Genomic DNA, 22,448 nt, shown 5'->3' with positions numbered 1-22,448 from the left:
CCGGTGCATTTGCCCTGATGCTGCCCAATGCTCCCAAGGAGCTGTTGATGAATACACGATTTGTTTCTTTTGCCGCGATGGCCCTGCTGGCCACGGTCGCTTCGGCAGGCACGCACGCGGATACGCTCGCCTCGTCGGTCGGGGTTTACATCTACCCGGCGAAGGACCAGTCAGCGGAGCAACAAGGCAAGGACGACTACGAATGCTTCGGCTGGGCCAAGGGCCAGACCGGTTACGATCCGCTCAATCCACCGCCGGCGACGGCGGCGGCTCCAGCTCAGCAGCAGGCAAGCGGGTCGCGGCTGCGTGGCGCGGCTCGCGGAGCTGTCGGTGGCGCGATCATCGGGGAGGTCGCCGGCGATGACGGGGGCAAGGGCGCCGCGATCGGCGCGACCCTCGGCGTCATGCGCGGCGGTGCGACCGACCGCCAGCAGAAAGAACAGCAGGCACAGCAGGCGCAGCAATCGGCCCAGCAGCAAGCTGCGGCGCAGCTCGATGGGTTCAAGAGTGCTTACGGTGCCTGCATAGAAGCGCGGGGCTACTCAGTCAAATATTGATTAGCGCAACCGCCGGTGCCGCCACCGGGACCCGGCACACGAGTTTTGTTCTGTGCGTTGCGCGCGACACGCAGGCTCAAGGGAGATGATCGACAGTGAACAGCACCTCGAGGAGCCTCGTCCCCGCGATCGGCTGGATCGCACGTTACCGACGGGGCTGGCTGGGAGCTGACATCGTCGCGGGCCTGACCGCGGCAGCCGTGGTGATTCCCAAGGCCATGGCCTATGCGGCGATCGCCGGCCTCCCGCTTCAGGTGGGCCTGTACACGGCGTTCATCCCGCCGCTCGTCTACGTGCCGCTGGGTACCTCTGCGACCCTGAGCGTGACCACGACCACCACCATCGCCATCCTTTCGGGCGCCGCGCTCGGGGAGGTGGCCGCCGCGCAGCCGGATATCCCACTGCTGACGGCAACCGCAACACTCTCGCTGCTGGTTGGCCTGATGCTGCTGGCAGCGCGCGTGCTGCGGCTCGGTTTCCTCGCCAGCTTCATCTCCGACCCGGTGCTCACCGGCTTCAAGGCCGGCATCGGTTGCGTCATCGTCGTCGACCAGTTGCCCAAGGTACTCGGCGTGCATATCGACAAGAGCGGATTCCTGCGCGACCTGTTCGCGATCGCATCCGGGCTGCCTCACAGTTCGATGACGACGCTGCTGGTTGCCGTCGCCACCCTGTTATGCCTGGTGCTGGTCGCCAAAGTATTGCCGCGCGCGCCGGCGCCGGTGATTGCCATTGGCGGGGCGATTGCCGCCTCGTCACTGCTGGGGCTGGAGGCCGCTGGCGTCAGTGTCGTCGGGACCGTTCCTGGCGGGCTGCCAGCGTTCTCGAGCCCGGACCGGAGTCTGCTGCTGATGCTGTGGCCGGCGGCGCTCGGCATTGCGCTGATGAGCTTCACCGAGACCATCGCGGCGGCCCGCGCGTTCCGCCGCGAGGGTGAAGCCCGGGTGGTATCGGATCAGGAGCTGGTGGCAACCGGGATGGGCAATGTGGTGGGCGGCTTTTTTGGCGCGATGCCGGGAGGTGGCGGGACATCGCAGACCGCCATAAACACCCTGGCTGGCGCCAGAAGCCAGGTTGCCGGGATGGTCGCGGCCCTGACCGCGCTGGCGACGATGCTCTTTCTTGCTCCGATCATAGGCAAGATGCCGCATGCCACGCTGGCTGCGGTCGTGATCGCCTATTCGGTGGGCCTGATCGATCCCGGCGAGATGCGGGCAATCCTGAAAGTCCGCGCAGTCGAGTTCCGCTGGGCCATCGCGGCCTTTCTCGGCGTGATATTTCTCGGGACCTTGAAGGGAATCCTGGTTGCCGTGCTGCTGTCGATGCTGAGCCTGATGTATCAGGCAAACAACCCCATGGTCTACGAACTGCGCCGCAAGCCGGGCACCAACGTGTTTCGCCCCCGCTCTGCGGAGCACCGGGAGGACGAATCGACGCCAGGACTCCTGATCGCGCGTATCGAGGGCCGCGTCTACTTTGCCAATGCGCAGAACGTCGGCGAGAAGCTGCGCGAACTGGTGGAATCGGCAATGCCCACGGCGCTGATTCTCGACTGCGGCGCGATCCCGGATTTCGAATACACCGCGCTGAAAGGACTGGTGGAAATGGCTGCCGGATTCCGTGCTCGGGGTATCAACCTTGTGCTGGCCGCGCTGAACCCGACTTCGCTGAGCGCCGTGCGCCGTACCAGTCTCCCCGAGACACTGGGATCGGCCGGGATGTTCGCGACCGTGGAAGCCGCGGTGGCGAGCGTTGCGCGCAAGGCCGTTTCATGAAGTGCCAGATAACATTTTCCCGAGGTCGAACCCGATGAACCGCAAACGATCGAACAGGTTTTTTTCTTTCTGCGCATCCCTCGTGCTGGCGGCGACGGTCGGCGGCAAATGCTACGCCGAGGACGCGCCGGTCGCTTCCGGCGCCGAGCCGACGGCGAGCGCCCCGGATGCCCGCGCCATCCTCATGGGCATGGCGCAGTTCATGGCAAAGACCCCGCGCTACAGCATGCGCGTCTTGAGCGCATACGACTCCTTGCAGGATACGGGGGAAAAGCTCGAATTTGCCGCAATCCGCAGGATCACGGTTCGCCGGCCCGACCATCTGCGCGTCGAGGTCGAGGAAAGCAACGGCGAGACAAACCAGCTGCTCTTCGACGGCAAGACTCTCTCGGCGTTCAGCGGTGACGAGAACGTCTATGCACAGAGCAAGCAGGCGGGAGACATCGACGCGGCGCTGAAAACCTTCGTTGGCGATCTGAAGATGCGTCTGCCGCTTGCACTGCTGCTGACCGAAAGCCTGCCACGCGCATTCGAGCGCCGCGTAAAGACGGTCGATTATGTCGAATCAACGACGATTTTCGGCGCCCCCGCGCATCATCTGAGTGCGCGCGGCGATACCGTGGATTTCCAGATCTGGGTAAGCGACGGCCCGCAGCCGTTGCCGCTTCGCATCGTGCTGACTTACCGGGATTACAAGGGCCAGCCCCAGTTTCGCGCCCAGTTTGTCGATTGGAATCTCGCGCCTGACACCGTCGATGCAGTGTTCGCTTTCAAACCGCCGAAGGACGCGCGAAAAATCCAGTTCCTGGCCCGCATGGGTTCCATGGTCGCACTGCCGCCGGCGGCCGAATCGCTCGAGGGAGAACAACCATGAACCGCCACACCCGCAAATGGGCCGCCTGCATGGTGACCATGCTTTTCATCCTGGCCGGTTATATCCAGCAGGAGGCGGATGCGCGCGGCGGCGGACGTGGTGGTGGTGGACGGGGCGGCGGCGGATTCTCGCGCAGCGGTCCGGCGGCAAATGGCGGCTTCTCCTCGCGCGGCGGTTCCCAGCGCAGCAGCGCCTCCAGCCGAAGCAGCCAGCGTCCGCAGACATCGCAGCAGCGGCCCCCCCAAACATCCCAGCGCACGCAGGCCGCACAGCAGCCGGGCAATCAGCAGGCGCGGGCAGCGGACCAGCGTAGCCAGACCCGGCAGGACGGGCAGGTTGCCGCATCCGATCGCCAGACCCAGCGACAAGACACCAGCGGAGACAGGCAGACCCAGCGACAGGACACCAGCGGAGACAGGCAGACCCAACGCCAGGACACGGCCGGCGATCGTCAGCAGGATCGCCAGGACAACCAGGACCAGAACCGCGAGGACTGGCAGGAGCACGCCGATGATGCCCGCGAAGACCGGCAGGATTTCTACGACGACGAAATCGACGGTGACTGGGACAACGATTGGGACAATGACGACCTCGCCGAGGCAATCATCGTCGGTGCCGCTGTTGTCGGCACCGCAGCGGTGGTCGCCGCGGCAACGGCACCGGTCTATTACTCGACCCTGCCCTGCTCGGCAACGTTCTACAACGTGAGCGGCGTTGGCTATTACCGGTGCGGATCGTCGTGGTACTCACAATCCTATGCCAACAGCGGCGTGACCTATGTCATCGTCAACGCGCCGCCGGGCTACTGAGGCGGACCGCCCGGCGCTGCCCGCTCAGAATACCGCCCCGATCAGGCGGTTGAGCAGTTCCTCCAGAGGAATCATCGTGAAAACCAGAGGGGCGATGGGGGCCAGCGTCGCAACGAGCAGCATCCACAGCGTATCGCGCCCGAAGGGTACTGCCTTGATTTCCCGGATCACGCAGAACGCGGTGCCGAGGTCGGCCAGCGACTGCATATCGCCCGAACCGAGCATGCTCTCGCCGTCGTGGTCCGAACTGCGCAACCAGCGGCGATCGAATTCGCGCATGTAGTGACTGGCAAAGCGGCCGTATTCGCGCAGCCCTTGTCGCTTTGCGGCGAGGATTGCGGGCGCAAAGACGCAGAGCGGCAGCAGCACCATGAACAGCAGGATCAGGACCAGCAGGACGATCTCGAGCTTGAATGCCGCCAGCGAGGCCCCTTCATGAAAAATGTGGTTGGCGATGAGTCCGGCAACCGCGGCGCCGTGGGCCGCAAGCAGCGGAGCCTGTGCGTACGCGCTCTCACCGAGGAACCCGAGACCCGCCGCACGATCCGGGTGCGTTGGCAGCAGCGCAAGCTCGATTCGCGAAACCCGCCACAGGAAGCGCGCCCAGATGAAGAGGCGAAAGTACCACCTCAGTACCAGGAATTGCAGCAGGGGATTGCTGACCCACCAGTACCAGTATCCCGCAAGCGTGATATTGCCGCCCTCGACCAGCCGCGCGTACCAGGTTGGAACCTCCGGAGCGAGAAAATCCGCCCGCAGGTAGTAGGTGACCGGGACAATGATCGCCAGCAGCAACAGCTCGGCGAGCGTCGAATTGCGCAGCTCCATCGCCGACAGGAGAGCGGCACGAAATTGCCGCAGCGTGTGCCCCGAGACGAGCCTTCGCTCGAGAAACTGGGCCACGATACCACGCATGCGCAGATGCACGACGAGCTCCGCAACAACCAGGAGCGGCAATGCCAGCAAGAACCGTACATGGGTCTCGATGTCGCCGATGAAGGGGATTGCCACCCCGCCAAAGAGCGTTCCCTCTGCCAGGCACAGCAGCAGCAGCGGTATCCAGGCGATCCCGGCGAGGACGAAAATACGCCTCCTCAGATAATCCTCGGCCTGGTCCTCGAGGCGCAGCCTGCGGAACAGCTGGTACAGCGGCCCGCCGAGCACGAGCGAAAAATTGTCGAGCTCCGGAACGAGCTGCGGCGAGTCGCCGTCGTTCGCTGCATGCAGGGTATTTTCACTCATGGCCTTTGCCTATATTCTCAAATTGATTGTCCGGGAGCGTGAATCATGAGCAATTTCCAGCTGCTGTCCAGAACGCGCCAGATCACCGAGTATTCCTGCGGCGCATCGGCGCTGCAGGCGGTACTGGGCTATTGGGGGCGCGAGCTCGACGAGACCGCGATCATGAAGCTGATCGGCACGTCGTCCGACGTCGGCTCCTATCCCGAGAACATCGTGCGCGGCGTGCGGGCGCTGGGCCTCGAGGCGGAACTGCGCGATAACCTCAGCCTCGACGAGGTCCGGCGTTTTGGTCACCCGATGATCGCGCTGGCCCAGGTCTGGCGCAGTCAGCGCAGCTCCGCGTTGCGCCCGGAGGAAGACTGGGACAACGGCCATTACATCGTCGTGCTCGGCGTGGACGATGAGCATGTGTATTTCCAGGATCCCTACCTGCGCATGGGCAAGGCCTTTGTTCCCCGCGAGACATTCGAACGGCACTGGCACCAGATCATGGGTGGCGAGGCCGCGGCAAACCCGGTGCTCGATCATCTCGGCATCTTCATTCGCGGCGAACGCCCGGCAGCAGTAGCGACGACACCCGCCGCGCTGCCGCGCATGGACTTCGGCAAACTGGGCTCGCTCAACCTGATGGTGACGCACTTTCCGGGCGTGCTGTTGCCGTTCGATTTCATGGACGAACTGCGCGAGCTCTGGGCCAGCAGCGAAGTCAGGCCGGATGCGTTCGTGCTGGTGAGCAAGGATGCCAACGGCAAAATTTCGGCGATGGAGGGCGGCCGGCTCGAGAACGCCGACGACGCACCGGAAATCAACGCGCTGCTGGCCATGATCGCGAGCCGCCGGGCAGGTGCCGCGGAGTCCACGGCCGACCACATCGAATCTGCAATCCGTGCTGCCGCAGCGGGCGATTTCGGTCTGACGGTGGATGACATTCATTCGATAGCAGCGAAGTTGCTTCCGGATCACACCGCGATCATCGTTTTGTTCGAAAACGTCTGGGAGCGCCATTTCAGGGAGGTCGTGCACAAGTACGGCGGCGAGCTGCGTGCCCAGAGTTTCGTGTCGCCCGGCGAGCTGGTGCAACTGGCAAGCGAGATAAGAGCAGCCGGTAACTGATGTGCCATCCACGGTACGGCATGGCCGCGGATCAGTTGCCGCAGCCCCTCATACGAACATGATCAGCGTGCCGGCGACCGTGAGGATCACGTTGGCGAAGGCGTAGGTTCCGGTATAACCAAGTGCCGGTATCGCGCTCTTTGCCTCGCGATTGACCAGCGCCATGGCGGCCGCGCTGGTCATCGCACCGGTGAGCGCACCAAGCAGCAGCACCGGATGCAGGCGCAACACCTTGCGACCAAAGACATAACCGAGCAGGGCTGGTCCCGCGACCACCAGGATCGCGGCCAGGACCAGCGCCGGGCCCGCTTTTGCAAAAGTCGCGACGATCTGGCCACCGGCCTGCAAGCCGACGCCAACGATAAAGATCATCAACCCGAATTCCATCAGTATCCACCGCGCGGCCTCGGGAAACCTGCCGAAGGTCGGCCGAATGGCATTGAACCAGCCCACGAAAATCCCGGAGCCGAGCAAGCCCCCGGCCATGCCCAGTCCGATCGGCACCCCGCCCACATTGATGGCGAAAACGCCGATCAGGGCACCGAGCGCAATGCCAAACGCAAACGTCGCCATATCAGTCTCGGCAATGCCCGACTCCACCGGGCCGAGGACTTCCTGCATCTCTCGCAAGCCCGGCTTGGGTCCTGCCACGCTCAGCACATCGCTGCGCTGCAGACGCAGGTGACTGCTGAGCGGAAGCCGAACACCATCACGCCGCACCTCGGTGACGACGAGTCCGTGGTTGCGCGCGAGATTGAGTTCCGCGATCGTCTTGCCGACCGCGCCACGGCGCGCGATGACGACGTGGGTATAGTCCGCAGACATGTCGATTTCGGGCGAAACGGGAATTTCTTCCCCCAGTTCTTCGACTCCACCGCGGAAAAAGCTCGAGTCACCATAAGCGTGGAGCTCGTCGCCAAGCTGCAGGTGCTCATCGTCGCCGAGACGCACCCATTCGCCGTTGCGCAACAACTTCGTGACCGACATCGCGTCCCAGAAGCGGGCGCGAATCATCCTGACCGTGGGCTCGCATGCCTCGGGGCGGGTGACACGATAGGCGCGTGCCTGCAATTGACCGCCACGCTGCGGTTTGCCCGCTTCTTCCATCTTTGCCGCTTCCGCGGCCAGGTCGACGCCGACCACGCGCGGCAGCATGCGTATCGTCGCAATGATGCCAAGCAGACCCACGATATAGGTGATCGCATAGCTCGAGGCGATAGTGGCGAGCACGCTGTCCGCGCTTGCCCCTTCGGGCAGCGCCACGATGCCCGAACGGACCGCGTCCTGCGCCGCAGCGAGCGTGGGGGTAGTGGTCATCGCGCCGGCGAGCAGTCCCGCCGTGCCACCAAAAGGCAGATCGAGCAGCCGGCCGGCCGCGATCGCAATGGCTCCGCCGGTACCGGCCACGAACAGTGCCAGCGCCAGGTACTGCAGCCCCTGGGTTTTCAGCACTTCGAAAAAGCGCGGCCCCGCCTGGTAGCCAACCGCGAAAATAAACAGCGCGAAACCTACGGACTGGGCACCTTCGCTGACCTTGAACCCGAATTGCCCGAACACCAGGGACACGAGCAGCGCGCCGGCGACGGGCCCGAGCGAAACCGGCCCGATGCGCAACCGCCCCAGCAGATAACCACCGCCAAGAATGATGAACAGGGTAAAGACGGGGTTGGTCCGCAGAAAATCGATCACCAACGATCCTGATTGCACTTTCACTTACCCCATCGATTACCGGGAGTTACCAAACCGGGTGGCTGCGACGCGAACATGCACAAAGGAGCGCGATCGCACGGCGATGCCGATATCAGGCTGATTGCCGGCGTGCCGGCATCAGCCCCGCACCCTCAGTCGAAGCTGTACTTGAAGGACATCTGCATGCGCGTATCATCGGCCGTGCTGCCGTCCTTCAGCTCCAGTTCGCCATACATCAGCTCGCCACCGATCATGATCCCCGGCGCGGGATAGTACAACAGGTTCAGGTTGCCATACTGCGCGCTTTCGTAGGCGCTGCCGTACTGTCCTCGGGTGGTGTCCTGTTCCGCGATGCTCCAGCCGATGCTGCTGCTCCAGCGCTCGCTCCAGTAGTGGTCGTAATAGGCAAGTGCGCCCAGCAACGGAAGCAGTTCCGCACCCGTGAGATCGTCGTTCGGTGCAAGGTCGCTGCCGCCATCGTTGATATAACTCGCGATGCCCTCGCCATAGGCGAGCTGCAGGTGCAGCTTGTCGCGTCCGGTGACCGCAATGCTGGCGCTGCCATTCAAGCCCCAGCCGGTTTCCTCGCCCGAGGGATTGCCATTGGCGGTGTTGGCGGTCTCGAATCCCACCGAGCGCACGATGCCGGCCAGTTGCACATGGCCCCAGTCACCGCTCGAGCGCCACTGCGCGGTCAGGTCGGGCAGGTTGTTCTCGCTCTGGATCGACAGCGGGTTATCGTCGGGGTCGATGTCGGAGATCTTGCCGGTGTCCAGTGCCGAGGACGGCGATTCCAGGGCGATCGCAAACTGCTGGCCTGCCGTGCGGTACGGCGTCCAGCGCAGCTGCGGGTTACGCACGAAAATCATGCCGGTCGGACCCCAGTACTCGATGGTGTTGGGGAACACGTCCGGATCCATGAACAGCGACCAGGTCTGGCCGGCGCCGAATTCGCCGAGCTCCGCCCAGGCATGGCGCAGCCTCGGCGTGGTCTTCCCTTCGTCGGCACCTACGCCGAACAGTTCGAATTCGAGCTTGGTGTTCAGCTCGCCAATTTCCGTCGGGATCTTGCCGCGCACGCCGATGCGTGTCTGGCGCACCCCGAAAACGGTCTCGCCATCCTTGCCGCAGCCGGCGTCGTCGGGGCAGTTGATCGGGATCTTCGAGACGCGCAGCGCGTCCTTCCAGTTGGGGTCGGACTGATTGAAATCGTAGATCGTGTCGAGCTGCACGAAACCGTAGACATCGAGTTTGGCATCGTTGGAGGGCTGCGTCGCGGCTGCCGGCGCTACTGCCGGCGCCGTGGCAACGGCCGGAGCCATCGCTGCGGCGGCGGGAGCCGTGCGCGCGGATTCGAGATCGAGGATGCGCTGTTCCAGGCGCTCGATCGCGGCGCGCGAGGCCTCGAGCTCGCGTCTCAGGTCCGCGACATCGTCGGCGTGGGCCGACAATGGCAGCGCAAGCACCGACAACATCACCGCGAGGGCTGCGTGGGGGCGGGAAACCGTTCCGCGATGCGGCAATATCAGTTCTTTCATGTTGGGACTCCTGGATTTACGATCAAAAAATCAGTTGCAACTCTCGCCTCCGGCTCAGCTCATCAGCAATACGATTGCCACGCCCCACACGGTCAGCAGCGTATTGCCGACTGCATAGGTCACGGTATAGCCAAGGGCCGGAACCTTGCTCTTCGCCTCCTCTTCGATTGCGCCGAGCGCGGCCGTGGTGGTGCGTGCGCCGGCACAGGCGCCGAGGATGATCGGCGCCTTCATGCGAAACAGGTATTTCCCGGCGAGCAGGCCGATGATCAGGGGTACGGTGGTCACCACGATACCGGCGAGGAACAGCTCGAGACCCTGCGCCTTGAGTCCGGCGACGAACCCCGGGCCGGCGCTGATGCCCACCACTGCAATGAAAACATTCAACCCGATATTGTTGAACACCCACAAAGCCGGGCCGGGGATGCGGCCATAGGTACGATCCACGGAACGCAACCAGCCGCATACCAGCCCCGCGATCAGCGCACCGCCACTGGTACTCAGGCTGAGAGGCACGCCGCCGAGGCGGAATGTCAGCGCGCCGATCAGCGCACCGATCACGATACCCGCACCCATCACGACCATATCGGTCTCGTCGGTGGGACGATCGGCATAGCCCATCTGCGGCACCACGCGATCGACGTGGGTACGCGGACCCACCAGCGTGAGCGTGTCGCCACGCTCCAGCCTGAAGCCCATGGTGATCGGCATCTCGACCCCGGTGCGCAGGATCTTGCGCAAGAACACACCGCGCAGGTTGTCACCGAGCCCGCCGGTCGCGAGTTCCTGCAGCGACAGGCCGGCAACCTCCTTGCGCGTGATCACGACGTCGAGCCGCTCGATCTCGAGGTCGAGCAACTCGCGGTCATCGACTTCGACGCCAAGCTGCAGGGCGCGCTCGAGCACGACCTCTCGCCGCCCGGCGATGGCGATGATCGCGTCCTGTCGCAGCACCAGCTCGGGAGCCGGATCGAGCAGTTCACCGTCCTGGCGCAGACGCTCGACGAACACTCTCTGGCCGACGAAGCTGGCCTCGAATTCGGCGACCGTGCGCCCGACCCAGCTCGGGTCGGTGAGCCGGTAAGCACGCAACACGAATGTCGTGTAACCGGAAAGACGGTCGGGATCGTCGGCCAGCGCACCGCCCATCTCGGCCTCGTACTTGCGGCACTCCTCGGCGATATCCACGCCGAGGATCTTCGGCCCGAGGGTGGCGAGAAGCCACGCCGACCCGGCGGTGCCGAACAGGTAGGTCACCGCGTAGGCAACCGGCATCGCATCGAGCATCGCCTTCTTCCCGGAGGCGTCGAGCGCGAGCTGGTTGATGCTGTCGGTGGCGACGCCGAGTACCGCGGAGATGGTGCTGGCACCGGCCAGCAGGCCAGCCGTGCCGCCGGCGTCGTAGCCGAGCAGATAGCCGACGCCTGCCGCGGTAAGCAGCACCGCCACGCACTGCATCAGCGCGAACAATACCTGCGGAACACCGTCACCCTTCAGACCACGGAAAAACTGCGGTCCGACGCCATATCCCACCGCGAACAGGAACATCAGAAAGAACGTGGATTTGACGTGGGCAGAGATCGTGATGCCGAGCTGGCCAACGAGCACACCCGCGAGCAGGGTACTGGTCACGACTCCCAGGCTGAACGAACCGAACTTGAATTTCCCCGCCCAGAAGCCAAGTCCGAGGGTGAGGAATATCGCGATCTCGGGATTGCTCCGCAAGGTATCCGCGAACCACTGCCACATTGATTGTGTCTCCCGCCTGCGATGCCAACTACCCGTCAGCGCTTGCGCGCCGCGAGTACTTCCGGTTTGAGTATGCGCAGTCCCTGGGCGGCGTGGTAGCCGTGGATTTCCTTGACATCCAGCTCGCGCATGAAGGTGATGGTATCGGCCGTGATCACCTGCCCGGGCACCATGATCGGAAATCCGGGTGGATAGGGAATCACGAAATCGGCGGCGATGACCTGCGGCCCCTGCTCCAGACGGCGGTCCATTTCCGGCGAATTCACCGCCAGATACTCGCACTGGTCGGCGCGATAGGCGCTGTAGAAAGCCTCGCGCATATGACCCTCGGTGGTCGCGCTGCCCGGATCCTCGCGAAACGCATCATGGAAACTGCTGAAGTTCGGCAGGTCCGGCACGTCTTCCATCAGTGCTTTTACTCTTGCCGCGAATTCTGCCCGCGCGGCCGCGCCGCCACGGCGCAGTTGCTTGTCGATATCGCGGGCGATTTCGGCCAGCACGCGCACGATATGCGCTACATCGCTGCGCGTGTTGTTGATATTCGTCTGCAGCAGGATGCTGTTGCGCGAGGTCTTGTTGAGCTGGATGTCATAGCGCTCGGCCAGCAAGCCCTTGAACGCGGTGCCATCGTAGCCGGCCGTGCCGCAAACCAGGGTCAGGCGGGTCGGATCGAGTGCAATCTCGTCGTGATTCCAGGCGCTCGCCATCTGTTGCCAGTTGCCGTGCGGCGGGCCGTAGTCGCGGATGCCCGATGCGCGATGCGCGGCGGGCACCATCTCCTCCGGGCTGAGCACGCGAAAGTATTGCGCGATCTGCGGGTTGCCATTGACCTGGCGGCGGATGCGCAACGCGAGATCGGTCGAGCGCGACACCAGGCCGTAGCCTTCGAGTTCCATCTGCCGGCGCGCCAGATCGAGCGAGGCAATGATCTGCAGGTTCGGAGAGGTCGAGGTATGCGTGAAGAACGCTTCCTCGAACGCGCCGTGCACCTGCGCGAAGTCCTGATCGTGTACCAGGATCATCGAACCCTGGCGCAGCGCGGACATCGACTTGTGGGTCGACTGGGTGCCATAGACGCGGATGCGCACCAGATCCGGATCCGGCAGCAGGTGCATGTCGAGCAGCCGCGGGTCCGCCGGGTCGAGTTCACCGGCCTCGGCGCGAAACGCCGCATATTCCTCCCGGTAGGCAGCGCTGGCATAACGCTGTCCGAGTGCGGCGGCCGCGAACATCCCGGTACGCAGGCGATGGAAAGGCGAGAAACGGGCGAAGCCGAACCAGGCCTCGTCCCACACGAAAATCAGATCGGGCTTGATCGCCAGACACTGCTCCATCACCAGCCGCGGATTGTACATGTGGCCGTCGAAGGTGCAGTTGGTCAGGTCCACCATGCGCACGCGGTCGAGCTTGCCTTCGGCTTTCAATGCCAGCAGGGCCTGCTTGATGGCGCGCAGCGGCACGGCTCCGTACATCGAGTAGGCCGTCATCGGATAGGCCTCGAGATACAGTGGCTGCGCGCCGGAGAGCACCATGGCGTAATGGTGCGACTTGTGGCAATTGCGATCGATCAGCACGATATCGCCGGGGGCGAGCAGCGCCTGCAGCACGATCTTGTTCGAGGTCGAGGTGCCGTTGGTGACGAAATAGGCGTGCTCGGCACCGAAAGCGCGCGCCGCCAGTTCCTGCGCGCGCTTGATGTTGCCGGTCGGCTCGAGCAGGCTGTCGAGTCCGCCGGTGGTGGCGGACGATTCGGCCATGAACAGGTTGATGCCGTAGAACTGGCCCATGTCACGGATCCAGTGCGAGCGGAAAATCGATTTGCCGCGGGCAACGGGGAGCGCATGAAAAGTGCCGACGGGTTTGCGGCTGTAGCGTTTGAGGTTGTCGAAATACGGCGTTTCGTAACGCTCGCCGACCCCGTCGAGCAGGGCCAGGTGCATTTCCATGATTTCTTCGCGACCGTAGAAAATGCGCCGGATCGCCTCGGCTTCCGGTTGCGCGGCGAGCAGTTCCGGCCCGCGCTCGGTGAGAAAATAGATATCCAGTTCCGGACGCAGGCTTTTCAGCGTCGAGGCCAGCTTGAGCCCGTAGTCGCGCACATCGAGAGCCGCGGGATCGAATGGATTGGTGCGTGCCAGGGCCTCACGCAAGCCGGGAGCGTCGCGACTCGAACGGAACCCGAAACCGTCGCCGATCACGACCGCCTGCAGGTCGGGATTCGCCAGGGTCGCGAGGATCGCGTCCTCGAAACTGCCCGCTTGCAGCACTTCGTAGATGAACGGATCATCGGCGCGGCGCAGGCGCCTGAGTTCCCGGCGGTTGTGCTCGAAATGCGAGGTGTCGGCCGCGGCGACGATCAATACCTCGAAATAGGGGCGGTGACTGTCCTCGTGATCGAACGATGGCGGCAGAAATTCCGCCAGGGTGACCTCGGACTCTTCGCCCGGCTCCCACAGTACGGCATCATGGCGATAGGCACCCGAGGCAAGGCCTTCGTTGACACGCTGGGCCAGCGCGGCAAATCCACCGGCATCGGCGCCCTGCAGCCGCTCCTGAAGAGTCTGCATGAGACGCAGCCCGGGAAACGCAAAGAAATCCTCCAGCGTGACGATTTCCGCCAGCGCGCTGCGCGCGGCATCGCAGAGTTTCCCGGCGTCCTCGCCACGTGCCACGGCCGCAGCCCAGGCACGACCGACTATCGCTGCCTGGGCCCAATGGTCGGCGCGCGCATCCGGGATGGAAAAGCCATCGGAAATCATGCCGGTTCCACTCATGTACAACTCCTGATCATTGATGAATTCGTGAAGCCGTAGCGAAAGGCTGCGGCTTCACGCTGCTTAGCGGCGCGGTTGCACGGCGTAGGGGTTGCCGCCGAGCGCATTGGAAATATCCGCGATCGCATTCTGCGCGCGCACGCTGTTGCCTGCTGCATCCAATGGCGGAGAGATGACCGCGATACCGAAACGACCGGGCGATACCGCGAGAATGCCGCCACCGACGCCACTCTTCGCCGGCAGGCCGGTCCGGTAGAGCCATTTGCCCGAGTCGTCGTAAAGACCGGCCGTCGCCATCACCGCGAGCACGTTGGGCACATACTTGTTTTCCAGCACCTTCTTTCCACTCACCGGATTCTTGCCGCCGTTGGCCAGGGTCGCCGCCATGGTGGCGAGATCGCGCGCGTTGACGTTCACCGAGCACTGTTCGGTATAGATATCGGTGGCACGGTCGGGTTCGCTCTTGATATGGCCGTAGGCGTACATCAGCCGCCCGATCGCCTGGTTGCGCTGGTTGGTCGCGGCCTCGGATTCGAACACCTCACGATTGACCGCGAGCTTGCGACCGGCGAAATCGCTGTAATAGCCGAGGATCTTGTTCCAGATCTCCTCGCGCGAGGCACCGGATACCATGCTCGTCGCGGTGATGGCACCCGGGTTGACCATGGCGTTCATCTCCGAGCCGCGGTATTGCTCCACCGCAACGATCGAGTTGAACACCTGCCCGGTCGCATCCACGCCCATATTGGCGGCTATGGCGTCGGGCCCCTGCTCCTCGATCACCTTGGCCATGGTGAAAACCTTGGAGATCGACTGGATCGACACCTCCGAGCCTACGTCGCCGGCGGTGTACACCTTGCCGTCGGTGGTGACCAGCGCGATGCCGAAGATATTCGAATCGACCTTCGCGAGCGCCGGTATGTAATCCGCGTTGGCGCCCTCCTGCAGCGATTTGTACTTGTCATAGGCCGCATTCAACGCCGCCTCGATATCGGCCTTGCGCAGCTGCTCTGCCGCCTGTGCGCCAGCGCCGATGGCCAGCGCAAGCGCCAGCACGAACAGTCTTGAAATCATCGGGACTCTCATTTGATATCTCCTTCAAGCAAACGGGATTCGGTAAACAAAAAACCTCAGGCCGCATTCTCGAAATGCGGCGCCCTCGATCAGTACTCGTAGAACATCTGCTGGATACGCTTCGGGTCGCTGGTCCTGGTCAATGCGAGCTGCAGCAACACGCGCGATTTCGGCGGGTTCAGCTCACCCGAGGCGACGAAACCCATCTCGTCGTCATTGACTTCGTTGTTGCGCAGCACCAGGCCCATCGGCAACCGGGTGCTGCGCACCACGGCAACGCCGGACTTGGCGGCTTTCTTCAATGCCTCGAGCGCCGGGGTGGTCATGTTGCCGTCACCGACGCCAGCCACCACGAGTCCTTTCGCGCCGTTCCTGACTGCCGCATCGATCAGGTCCGCGCTCATGTTGGCATGCGCATAAATGATGTCCACCCGCGGCAGCTTGTCGAGGCCGTCAATCGAGAACTCGGTCGCCGCGCCGACTTTCCTGTCCATCGGCTCGAACCACTCGACGGTGCCGGTGTGCACCAGGCCCGCCGGTCCCCGGTTGAGGCTGCTGAAAGTCTGCACACTGGTGGTGTCTGTCTTCACCACGTTGCGCGCGTAGTGAAACTCGTCATTGAGGGACACCAGCGTGCCGCGACCCCTGGCTTGCGCGCTGGCCGCGATCGCGATGCCGTTGTAGATATTGCCCGGGCCATCGGCGCTGATCGCGGTGGCGGGACGCATCGAGCCGACCATCACGACCGGCTTGGGGCTCTTGGTGACGAGACTCAGAAAATAGCTGGTCTCCTCCAGCGTGTCGGTACCGTGCATGATCAGCGCGGCATCCACGTCGTCCGACTCGAGAGCCGTGGCGAGGCGCTTCGCGAGCGTGAGCCAGACTTCGTCGTTCATGTCCTGGCTGCCGATATTGACCACCTGCTCACCCGTGATGCGGGCGAGCTTGTCGAGGTTCGGCACCGCTTGAATCAGCGTGTTGACGTCATAGGCGCCGGATTTGTACCCGTAGTCCTGGGCGCTGGCCTGGGCACCGGCAATGGTGCCGCCGGTTGCGAGCACCCGGATGTTGGGCAGGGTTGCCGCCGCCTGCGGGGCCGCGCTTGCCACAGCCGCGACGGCGCTCAGGGCGAAAGCTGTCAGGAACCCGAATGTCTTTGCTGTCAGTCTCATGATCGCTCTCCCGTCTGATGTCTGGATGGGTCGTGGTGGCGGACCGGGGCGGTCGCAGCCGCAGCGCTGTTCACTCAGCGCTTGCCGGTCCCGCGGGGCTTGCCCGCTTTGCTGCCCTTGATGGTTTTGCCCGGCGCGGCGGTCTTGGCTTTGGTCACCGGTGGCGGCGCCAGCGACGCCTCGTAGGCCTGCTTGTAGCTGCGGGCGATGGCACGCACCGCGCGCCCGATATCGTCGTAGACATGGCTTTCGAGGTTGGCGAAAGATATCCGCACGGACCAGTCCGGCGCCTCGAAACCGCCACCGTTCAGCAACACGATGCCGTAGTCCTCGGCGAGCCGGAACACGATGTCGAGCGGATGGATATTCTCCCTGACCCAGTCGATCACTTCCTGGCCACCCGCATACTTCTTCAGCCAGAACTCGAAATCGATCAGCCCGTAGTAGTAATCGAACATCTCGTTCGGCGCGACCTCGATACCGAGGCCCTCGATGGTTGCCTCGACGCGCTTCTTGACGATGCCCAGACACGCCTTCTGATAGAGTTTTTTCTGGTCCATCAGTTCGTACAGCGAGAACAGGCTCATCATTACCTGCTGCGGCAGCGACAGCCCGGCGGTATGGTTCAACGCCACGTCGCGACTGTCGGCAACGATGCGGTCGATGAAACGGACCTTGCGCGGCTCGAGCACCAATGTGCCGTAACGCTTGTCGAGCTTTTTCTGTACCGGCTCCGGATGGCGGGCGATGAGTTCGTCGAGCAGGTTGTTCTCGTGCAGCGCGATCACGCCGAGGCGCCAGCCGGTACAACCGAAATATTTGCTGTATGAATACACGCCTATCGTGTTGCGCGGGAACGCGCCGAGCAGCGAGCGGAATCCGGGAACGAAGGTGCCGTAGACATCGTCGGTCAGCAATATCAGGTCGGGGCGCTTTTTCAGGATGGCGCCGATTTTCTCTATCGTCGCTGCATTCAGCGCCACCGCGCTCGGATTGCCCGGGTTGCACAGAAAGAATGCCTTGACCTTCGGATCCAGCAGCTTGGCCAGCTCCTCGTCGCCGAACTGAAAACGGTCCTCCTGTTTGGCCTCCACGTTGATCACCTTGAGATCGTAATCCTCGAGGTGGGGCATTTCGAGATAGGGCGTGAAGATCGGCGTGCCGAGCGCAATCGTGTCGCCGGCGTTGAGCAGGCGATTGGTCTTCAACGATTTGAAGATGTAGCACATCGCCGCCGTGCCGCCCTCGACGGCATAGAGCTCGAAGCTGCCCTTCGGGCGCGGCGTGCCGCACATCGCCCACTGCAGATACTCGCGCACGATTTTCTCGTTGTGCACCAGCATCCGGTCGGGGACGGGGTAGTTGTCACCGATGATCGAGTCGACCAGTTCGTGGACGAACGCGTCGGCATCGAAGCCGAACTCCCTGACGGCCCACGGCACCATCGCGGCAAGCACGGCGGCTCCCGGCAGCTCGTCATACTTTGCGAGCCAGGCAGCGAGGCGCGCGGCGACACCCTCCTTTCTTGGCATCCCGCCGACACCCGGGGGCAGATCGAGCACGCGCTTGCATTCGAGCACCGCAAACTGGCCGAGCAGGAAGAAGGCCTCGCGCGGTTCGGTCGCAACCCAGTTCGGATTGCCGCGCCCCGCGTTCATGTAACTGACGGCCGAAGCCTTGGTGGTCGAGGACGCGAGTCTCGCAAGGTCGTTCTTGATTTCGAAGGGTCCCAGGGATTCGTATTTTCGCAGCCTCAGCTGATCCACTTTCTCGTTACCTTTTGGCCGGACGCTATTACAGAAAGCATGAACATCATGTGACAGACCGACCGTAGGGCAGCGTTACAGTCAAATCTCTCGTCTCATGCGATTGCGGGATTTGATCATCAGGGAGGTCCGACAGTTCCATGCTAACAGCGGAATGTGGCAAAAAAAAGCTGGAACAAGCTTTTTTATGATGCGCATCAGAAAGCGCTTGCCATTCGTTCGAAAACCCATGACAGGAATCCGGGTGGATTGCGCGGGGAGGGGATTTGCGCAGCCACTTGCCGCGCGAATTGGCGCTCAGCGGCGCAGGATGTGAATCGCCAGCGCGGCCTCCTCGATCCCCTGCAGACCGCCACCGTTTTCCTGGATCGCATGGCGCGCTCCCGCAACCTGGCGCGCTCCTGCCTCACCCCGCAACTGCGTGACCAGTTCGTACAGCTGGCCCAGACCAGTCGCACCGAGCGGATGACCCTTGGACTCGAGGCCACCGGAGGTGTTGACGGGAATGCGTCCACCGAGGGTGAACTCGCCACGCTCGGCCGCCGGCCCGCCCATGCCGGGCGCGACCAGGCCGAGATTTTCCGCCTGGATGATCTCGCCCATCGCCGAGGCATCGTGCAACTCGGCGACATCCATGTCCTCGGGGCCGAGCCCGGCCTCGGCATAGGCCTGTTGCGCCGCCAGCCGCCCGATATGCAGTTCCGGCTGATCGAGGCCGCGATGGGTGAAGCTGCGAATCACGCTCGCCGCAATCCGGATGCAACGGCTGCGATCGGCGCCAATCCGCGCGAGACCCTCGTCGGTACCCAGGATTGCCGCGGCGGCGCCGTCCGAGAGCGGCGCGCACATCGGCAGCGTGATCGGATAGGTGATCGGTGGTGCAGCCAGGATCTCCTCGATGGTGAAGGCCTTGCGGAACTGCGAGTACGGATTGTGTACCGAGTGACCATGATTCTTCGCCGAAACCGCGGCGATCTGGCGCTGCGTGGTACCGTAGGTCTTCATGTGGTAACGGCACATCGCGGCGTAGATTGCCATGAACCGGCTGTAAGGCCGGTCCGATTCAGTGCCCGGCGGCACCTCGACCCCTTCACCCATTTTGGCCAGGGTCGCGAAATTCTCGTCGGCGCGCGATACATCCCAGCCCGCCTCGAAGATCGAGAACGCCCGCTGCTTGTCGGCAATGTTCATTTTTTCAGCACCGAGCACCAGCGCCACGTCGGTGGTGCCGGCGCGCAGGCTTTGCACCGCCAGGTTCACGGCTGAGCTACCCGAGGCACAGGCATTCTCGATATTGAAGATCGGAATGCCCTCGATGCCGATCTTGCTGAACACGACCTGACCGGGTATGGCGATCTGACCCTGCAGATAGCCATTGGTCATGCCGGAATAGAATGCGATGCCCGGATCCGCGCGGCTGCAGCCTGCATCGCCCAAGGCCCCGTCGAGAGCCTCGCGCGCAAGACTTTCGAGCGAGCGCTCGCCATGGCGACCGAAAACGGTCATCGCGATACCGGCGATATAGATCGGTGTCATGGTTGCTGCCCCGGGTTCAGATCTTGCGTTCGGCGTGCTGCCAGTAGTGCGCACGCAATTCCTTTTTCAGCACCTTGCCGACCGGACTGCGCGGCAGGGAGGCAACGAAATCGACCGACTTGGGCGCCATCACGCTGCCAAGACGTGTCTTGCACAGCGCGATCAGTTCCTGCCCGCTGACCTGTTGGCCCGCGTTGAGTTCGACCACCGCCTTGACCGCCTCGCCCCATTTTTCGTCAGGCACCCCGATCACCGCGCAATCCTGTACCGCCGGATGGCTCCAGATCACCTGCTCGACCTCGCTCGGATACACGTTGAAACCACCCGAGATGATCATGTCCTTTTTGCGATCGGTGATGTGCAGATAACCCTCACCGTCGATGTAGCCGATGTCGCCGGTATGCAGCCAGCCATCGACGATGGTCTCGGCGGTCTTTTCCGGCCGTTTGTAGTAGCCCTTCATCAGCAAGTCGCCGCGCACGCAGATCTCGCCGGCTTCGCCGCTGGCCAGCATCCGGTTGTTATCGTCCATGATCTCGACCCGGACCAGAGGGTTGGGGCGTCCCACCGAGGACAACCGCTCGTCGGAAGCCAGCGCACCGTCCACCAGGTGCTGATCGGGCGGCAGGTAGGCGATGCTGGCGGGTGCCTCGGTCTGGCCGTAGCCGCCGGTCATGATCGGCCCCCACAGCTTGATGGCTTTTTTCAGCTTCTCGATCGACATCGGTGCGGCGCCGTACATCAGGTACTTCACCGAGGAGAAATCCGCCTGCTCGATCCCCGGCAGTTCCAGCAGCTTGTAGATCACCGTCGGTGGCAGGAAAAATTCGCTGACCCGGTAGCTGGCGATTGCCGCCAGCATCAGCGCGGGCTCCGGTTTGCCGAGAATCACGACCGTACCACCCTGCGCGGTACACGGCAGCGACAGCAGGCCCGCGGTATGCGTCATCGGCGCAGCGGCAAGATTGACCGGTTTCTCGCTTGCCGTATAGCTGCAGGTGAGCAGGTAGTGCGCGACAAAGGTCTGCAGGCTGCGGTGCGTGTTCATCACGCCCTTGGGTTTGCCGCTGGTACCACCGGTCGGTGACAGCCACACGACATCATCCATGTCCACCGGCTGCTCGGGCCGCGTCGCGGGCGTGCCGGTGAGCCAGCGTTCCAGCGCCGGCGCATCCGCGCCTTCGGCATCGATGCAGATCCACAACCGAATCCTGCCCAGGCGCGGGCGCAGCGCCGCGATCACATCGGCGAACGCACTCTGGTAGAACAGCACATCGCAATCGAAGCCGTCGAGGACTAAGAGATTGTCCTCGGCCGAATTGCGCGGGTTCATCGGGATGCAGCTCATGTTGGCGCGCCACAGGCCGAGCGTGCAGATCCAGGCTGTCACATCATTCCCCGACCACACCGCACCCTTGGTCTCTTTCGGCAAGCCCAGTGCCAGCAGCCGGTTGGCGATGCGGCAGGACAGCTCGCCGACCTCATCGAAGCTGTGGGCGTGATCGTCCTGGATGTAGGCGGCGCCGCCCGGGTTGATGCGCCAGCCGCGGTCGAAAAAATCAATGATGGCCACGAGGCTGCCTCCTGCGCGGACTCAGAGTTGGGTGACCGATGCCCGAGCCAGACCGCGCTGCTCGAGGAAACCGAGCAGGTAGCGATGCCCGAAGGCCTTGGAGCCGGAAGCGAAGCCGACCTTGGCGGTCTCGCCATCGAGCAGCTTGAGCACCGCGGCGGCCTGCAACGCGCCGGTCGAGATATACGGCGTCACGCCATGCACGGTCGCACGCACCGCGCACAGCTGACCGCGCCCGATCGCGACATCGACACTGCGCTGAAGCGTGGTGCGCTCGCGCGGCGGCATGCTCGGCGTGGTGGTTTCGGCCAGGCTCTTGATTACCGCGTCCTGCTGCTCCTCGGGCAGATCCTTGTATTCCGCTTCCCACTTGCAGGCGAGTCCGTGCACCATGCGCATCATCGGTTCGGCGTCGTAGAAGCCGACCGCGGACAGGCAGCTGCGTACCCGTGCATCGTCCTGGAAATACACCGGCAGCGAAGTCCCGCTCCACGGCAACGCGAAAACCGGCTGGATGAATTCGGGCGCCACGATATTGAACGAGGCATCGACCGCATGCGCTACCAGCTCCTTCTCCCACAGGTAGAACGCCGGAGAACGCAGCAGTTCGAAAATCGACGCCGCCGAGCCCACGCTGACACCCGCCGAGCCGCCGCGCGGACCGCGGACCAGGGTCGCGGTTTCCAGCGCATCCACACCCTGGGTTTCCAGCGCCAGCTCGCAGGCAATCTCGGCAAAGCTGTACATATAGGAAACGGACGGCGCCACCAGCAGGCCGGCCTGGCGATACAGCTCACCGAACTGCTCGCGCACATTGCGCACATAGGACTGCTCGCCGGTGGTGTCGAGATGGTGACAGCCCGCCTTCAGCGCGGCCTCCACCGCGAGCAGACCGAACTTCACGAACGGGCCGACGGTGTTGCAGACGATCTTCGCGCCCTTGAATGCCTTGACCAGCGACTCGACCGTGTTCTCGGCCTCGATGATCTCGTAGGTCGCAGACTCGAGCCGTACCACGCGCTGCGCCATCATTTCCCTGGTGCGCTGCACATTGCGGGCAACCGCCGTGAACGGGATGTTCTGATCGATCAGCCAATCCATGATGAGCATGCCGGTATAGCCACTGGCGCCATAGATGACCACGGGATACTTTGCCATTTGAATTCTCCTTGAATCGAGCGGTGTTTGGCGGATTGCCGTCAGTGGG

16 protein-coding genes are annotated in these 22,448 nt (G+C 63.5%); 5 read left to right on the top strand and 11 right to left on the bottom strand.

Annotated features, from left to right (window positions below; all coding sequences use genetic code 11):
- The first annotated feature begins 77 nt into the window (after positions 1 to 77).
- The 4 genes from IPF49_10130 (at position 78) to IPF49_10115 (ending at position 4,015) form a co-directional block, all read left to right on the top strand.
- The gene (locus tag IPF49_10130; protein ID MBK6287970.1) at positions 78 to 557 is read left to right on the top strand and encodes a hypothetical protein; all 480 of its coding nucleotides are present in this window, start codon (positions 78 to 80) and stop codon (positions 555 to 557) included.
- A gap of 95 nt (positions 558 to 652) precedes the next feature.
- Complete coding sequence (locus IPF49_10125; GenBank protein ID MBK6287969.1) at positions 653 to 2,332, top strand: STAS domain-containing protein; 1,680 nt, start codon at positions 653 to 655, stop codon at positions 2,330 to 2,332.
- A gap of 34 nt (positions 2,333 to 2,366) precedes the next feature.
- Positions 2,367 to 3,206 (top strand): DUF2092 domain-containing protein, encoded by an 840-nt coding sequence (locus IPF49_10120; protein MBK6287968.1) that lies wholly within the window; start codon positions 2,367 to 2,369, stop codon positions 3,204 to 3,206.
- Positions 3,203 to 4,015 (top strand): hypothetical protein, encoded by an 813-nt coding sequence (locus tag IPF49_10115; GenBank protein MBK6287967.1) that lies wholly within the window; start codon positions 3,203 to 3,205, stop codon positions 4,013 to 4,015. Before IPF49_10120 ends, IPF49_10115 begins: the two co-directional genes overlap by 4 nt.
- A gap of 24 nt (positions 4,016 to 4,039) precedes the next feature.
- Here the strand turns inward: IPF49_10115 and IPF49_10110 are convergent, their stop codons facing one another.
- Positions 4,040 to 5,257: a hypothetical protein gene (locus tag IPF49_10110; protein ID MBK6287966.1), complete on the bottom strand. Its 1,218-nt coding sequence runs from the start codon at positions 5,255 to 5,257 to the stop codon at positions 4,040 to 4,042.
- A gap of 45 nt (positions 5,258 to 5,302) precedes the next feature.
- On the opposite strand from IPF49_10110, the gene IPF49_10105 reads away from it, so the two are divergent.
- On the top strand, positions 5,303 to 6,370 hold the full coding sequence (locus IPF49_10105) for a C39 family peptidase (protein MBK6287965.1): 1,068 nt from the start codon (positions 5,303 to 5,305) through the stop codon (positions 6,368 to 6,370).
- Positions 6,371 to 6,418: 48 nt separating this feature from the next.
- Here IPF49_10105 and IPF49_10100 read toward each other — a convergent pair whose 3' ends face one another.
- The 10 genes from IPF49_10100 to IPF49_10055 all read right to left on the bottom strand — a co-directional run bounded on the left by IPF49_10100 (position 6,419) and on the right by IPF49_10055 (position 22,399).
- Positions 6,419 to 8,059: a hypothetical protein gene (locus tag IPF49_10100; GenBank protein ID MBK6287964.1), complete on the bottom strand. Its 1,641-nt coding sequence runs from the start codon at positions 8,057 to 8,059 to the stop codon at positions 6,419 to 6,421.
- Positions 8,060 to 8,211: 152 nt separating this feature from the next.
- Complete coding sequence (locus tag IPF49_10095) at positions 8,212 to 9,597, bottom strand: porin (protein ID MBK6287963.1); 1,386 nt, start codon at positions 9,595 to 9,597, stop codon at positions 8,212 to 8,214.
- 54 nt (positions 9,598 to 9,651) lie between these two features.
- Positions 9,652 to 11,346 carry an aspartate-alanine antiporter gene (gene aspT, locus IPF49_10090; protein MBK6287962.1) on the bottom strand — a complete coding sequence of 565 codons (1,695 nt, stop codon included), beginning with the start codon at positions 11,344 to 11,346 and terminating at the stop codon, positions 9,652 to 9,654.
- A 35-nt stretch (positions 11,347 to 11,381) separates the two neighbouring features.
- Positions 11,382 to 14,105, bottom strand: coding sequence for a decarboxylase (locus IPF49_10085; protein MBK6287961.1), 2,724 nt, complete (start codon positions 14,103 to 14,105; stop codon positions 11,382 to 11,384).
- A gap of 78 nt (positions 14,106 to 14,183) precedes the next feature.
- Positions 14,184 to 15,206 carry a glutaminase A gene (gene glsA, locus IPF49_10080; protein ID MBK6287960.1) on the bottom strand — a complete coding sequence of 341 codons (1,023 nt, stop codon included), beginning with the start codon at positions 15,204 to 15,206 and terminating at the stop codon, positions 14,184 to 14,186.
- Between the two features lie 77 nt (positions 15,207 to 15,283).
- Positions 15,284 to 16,366, bottom strand: coding sequence for a type II asparaginase (locus tag IPF49_10075; protein MBK6287959.1), 1,083 nt, complete (start codon positions 16,364 to 16,366; stop codon positions 15,284 to 15,286).
- 74 nt (positions 16,367 to 16,440) lie between these two features.
- Positions 16,441 to 18,132, bottom strand: coding sequence for a bifunctional aspartate transaminase/aspartate 4-decarboxylase (locus IPF49_10070; protein MBK6287958.1), 1,692 nt, complete (start codon positions 18,130 to 18,132; stop codon positions 16,441 to 16,443).
- A 297-nt stretch (positions 18,133 to 18,429) separates the two neighbouring features.
- Complete coding sequence (locus IPF49_10065) at positions 18,430 to 19,668, bottom strand: thiolase family protein (protein MBK6287957.1); 1,239 nt, start codon at positions 19,666 to 19,668, stop codon at positions 18,430 to 18,432.
- 16 nt (positions 19,669 to 19,684) lie between these two features.
- Positions 19,685 to 21,241 (bottom strand): AMP-binding protein, encoded by a 1,557-nt coding sequence (locus IPF49_10060; protein MBK6287956.1) that lies wholly within the window; start codon positions 21,239 to 21,241, stop codon positions 19,685 to 19,687.
- 21 nt (positions 21,242 to 21,262) lie between these two features.
- The gene (locus IPF49_10055) at positions 21,263 to 22,399 is read right to left on the bottom strand and encodes a saccharopine dehydrogenase NADP-binding domain-containing protein (GenBank protein ID MBK6287955.1); all 1,137 of its coding nucleotides are present in this window, start codon (positions 22,397 to 22,399) and stop codon (positions 21,263 to 21,265) included.
- Positions 22,400 to 22,448: the final 49 nt, after the last annotated feature.

Source organism: Gammaproteobacteria bacterium, assembly GCA_016705365.1.
Classification (GTDB): domain Bacteria; phylum Pseudomonadota; class Gammaproteobacteria; order Pseudomonadales; family UBA5518; genus UBA5518.
This window is presented reverse-complemented; position numbering and strand designations above follow the sequence as displayed.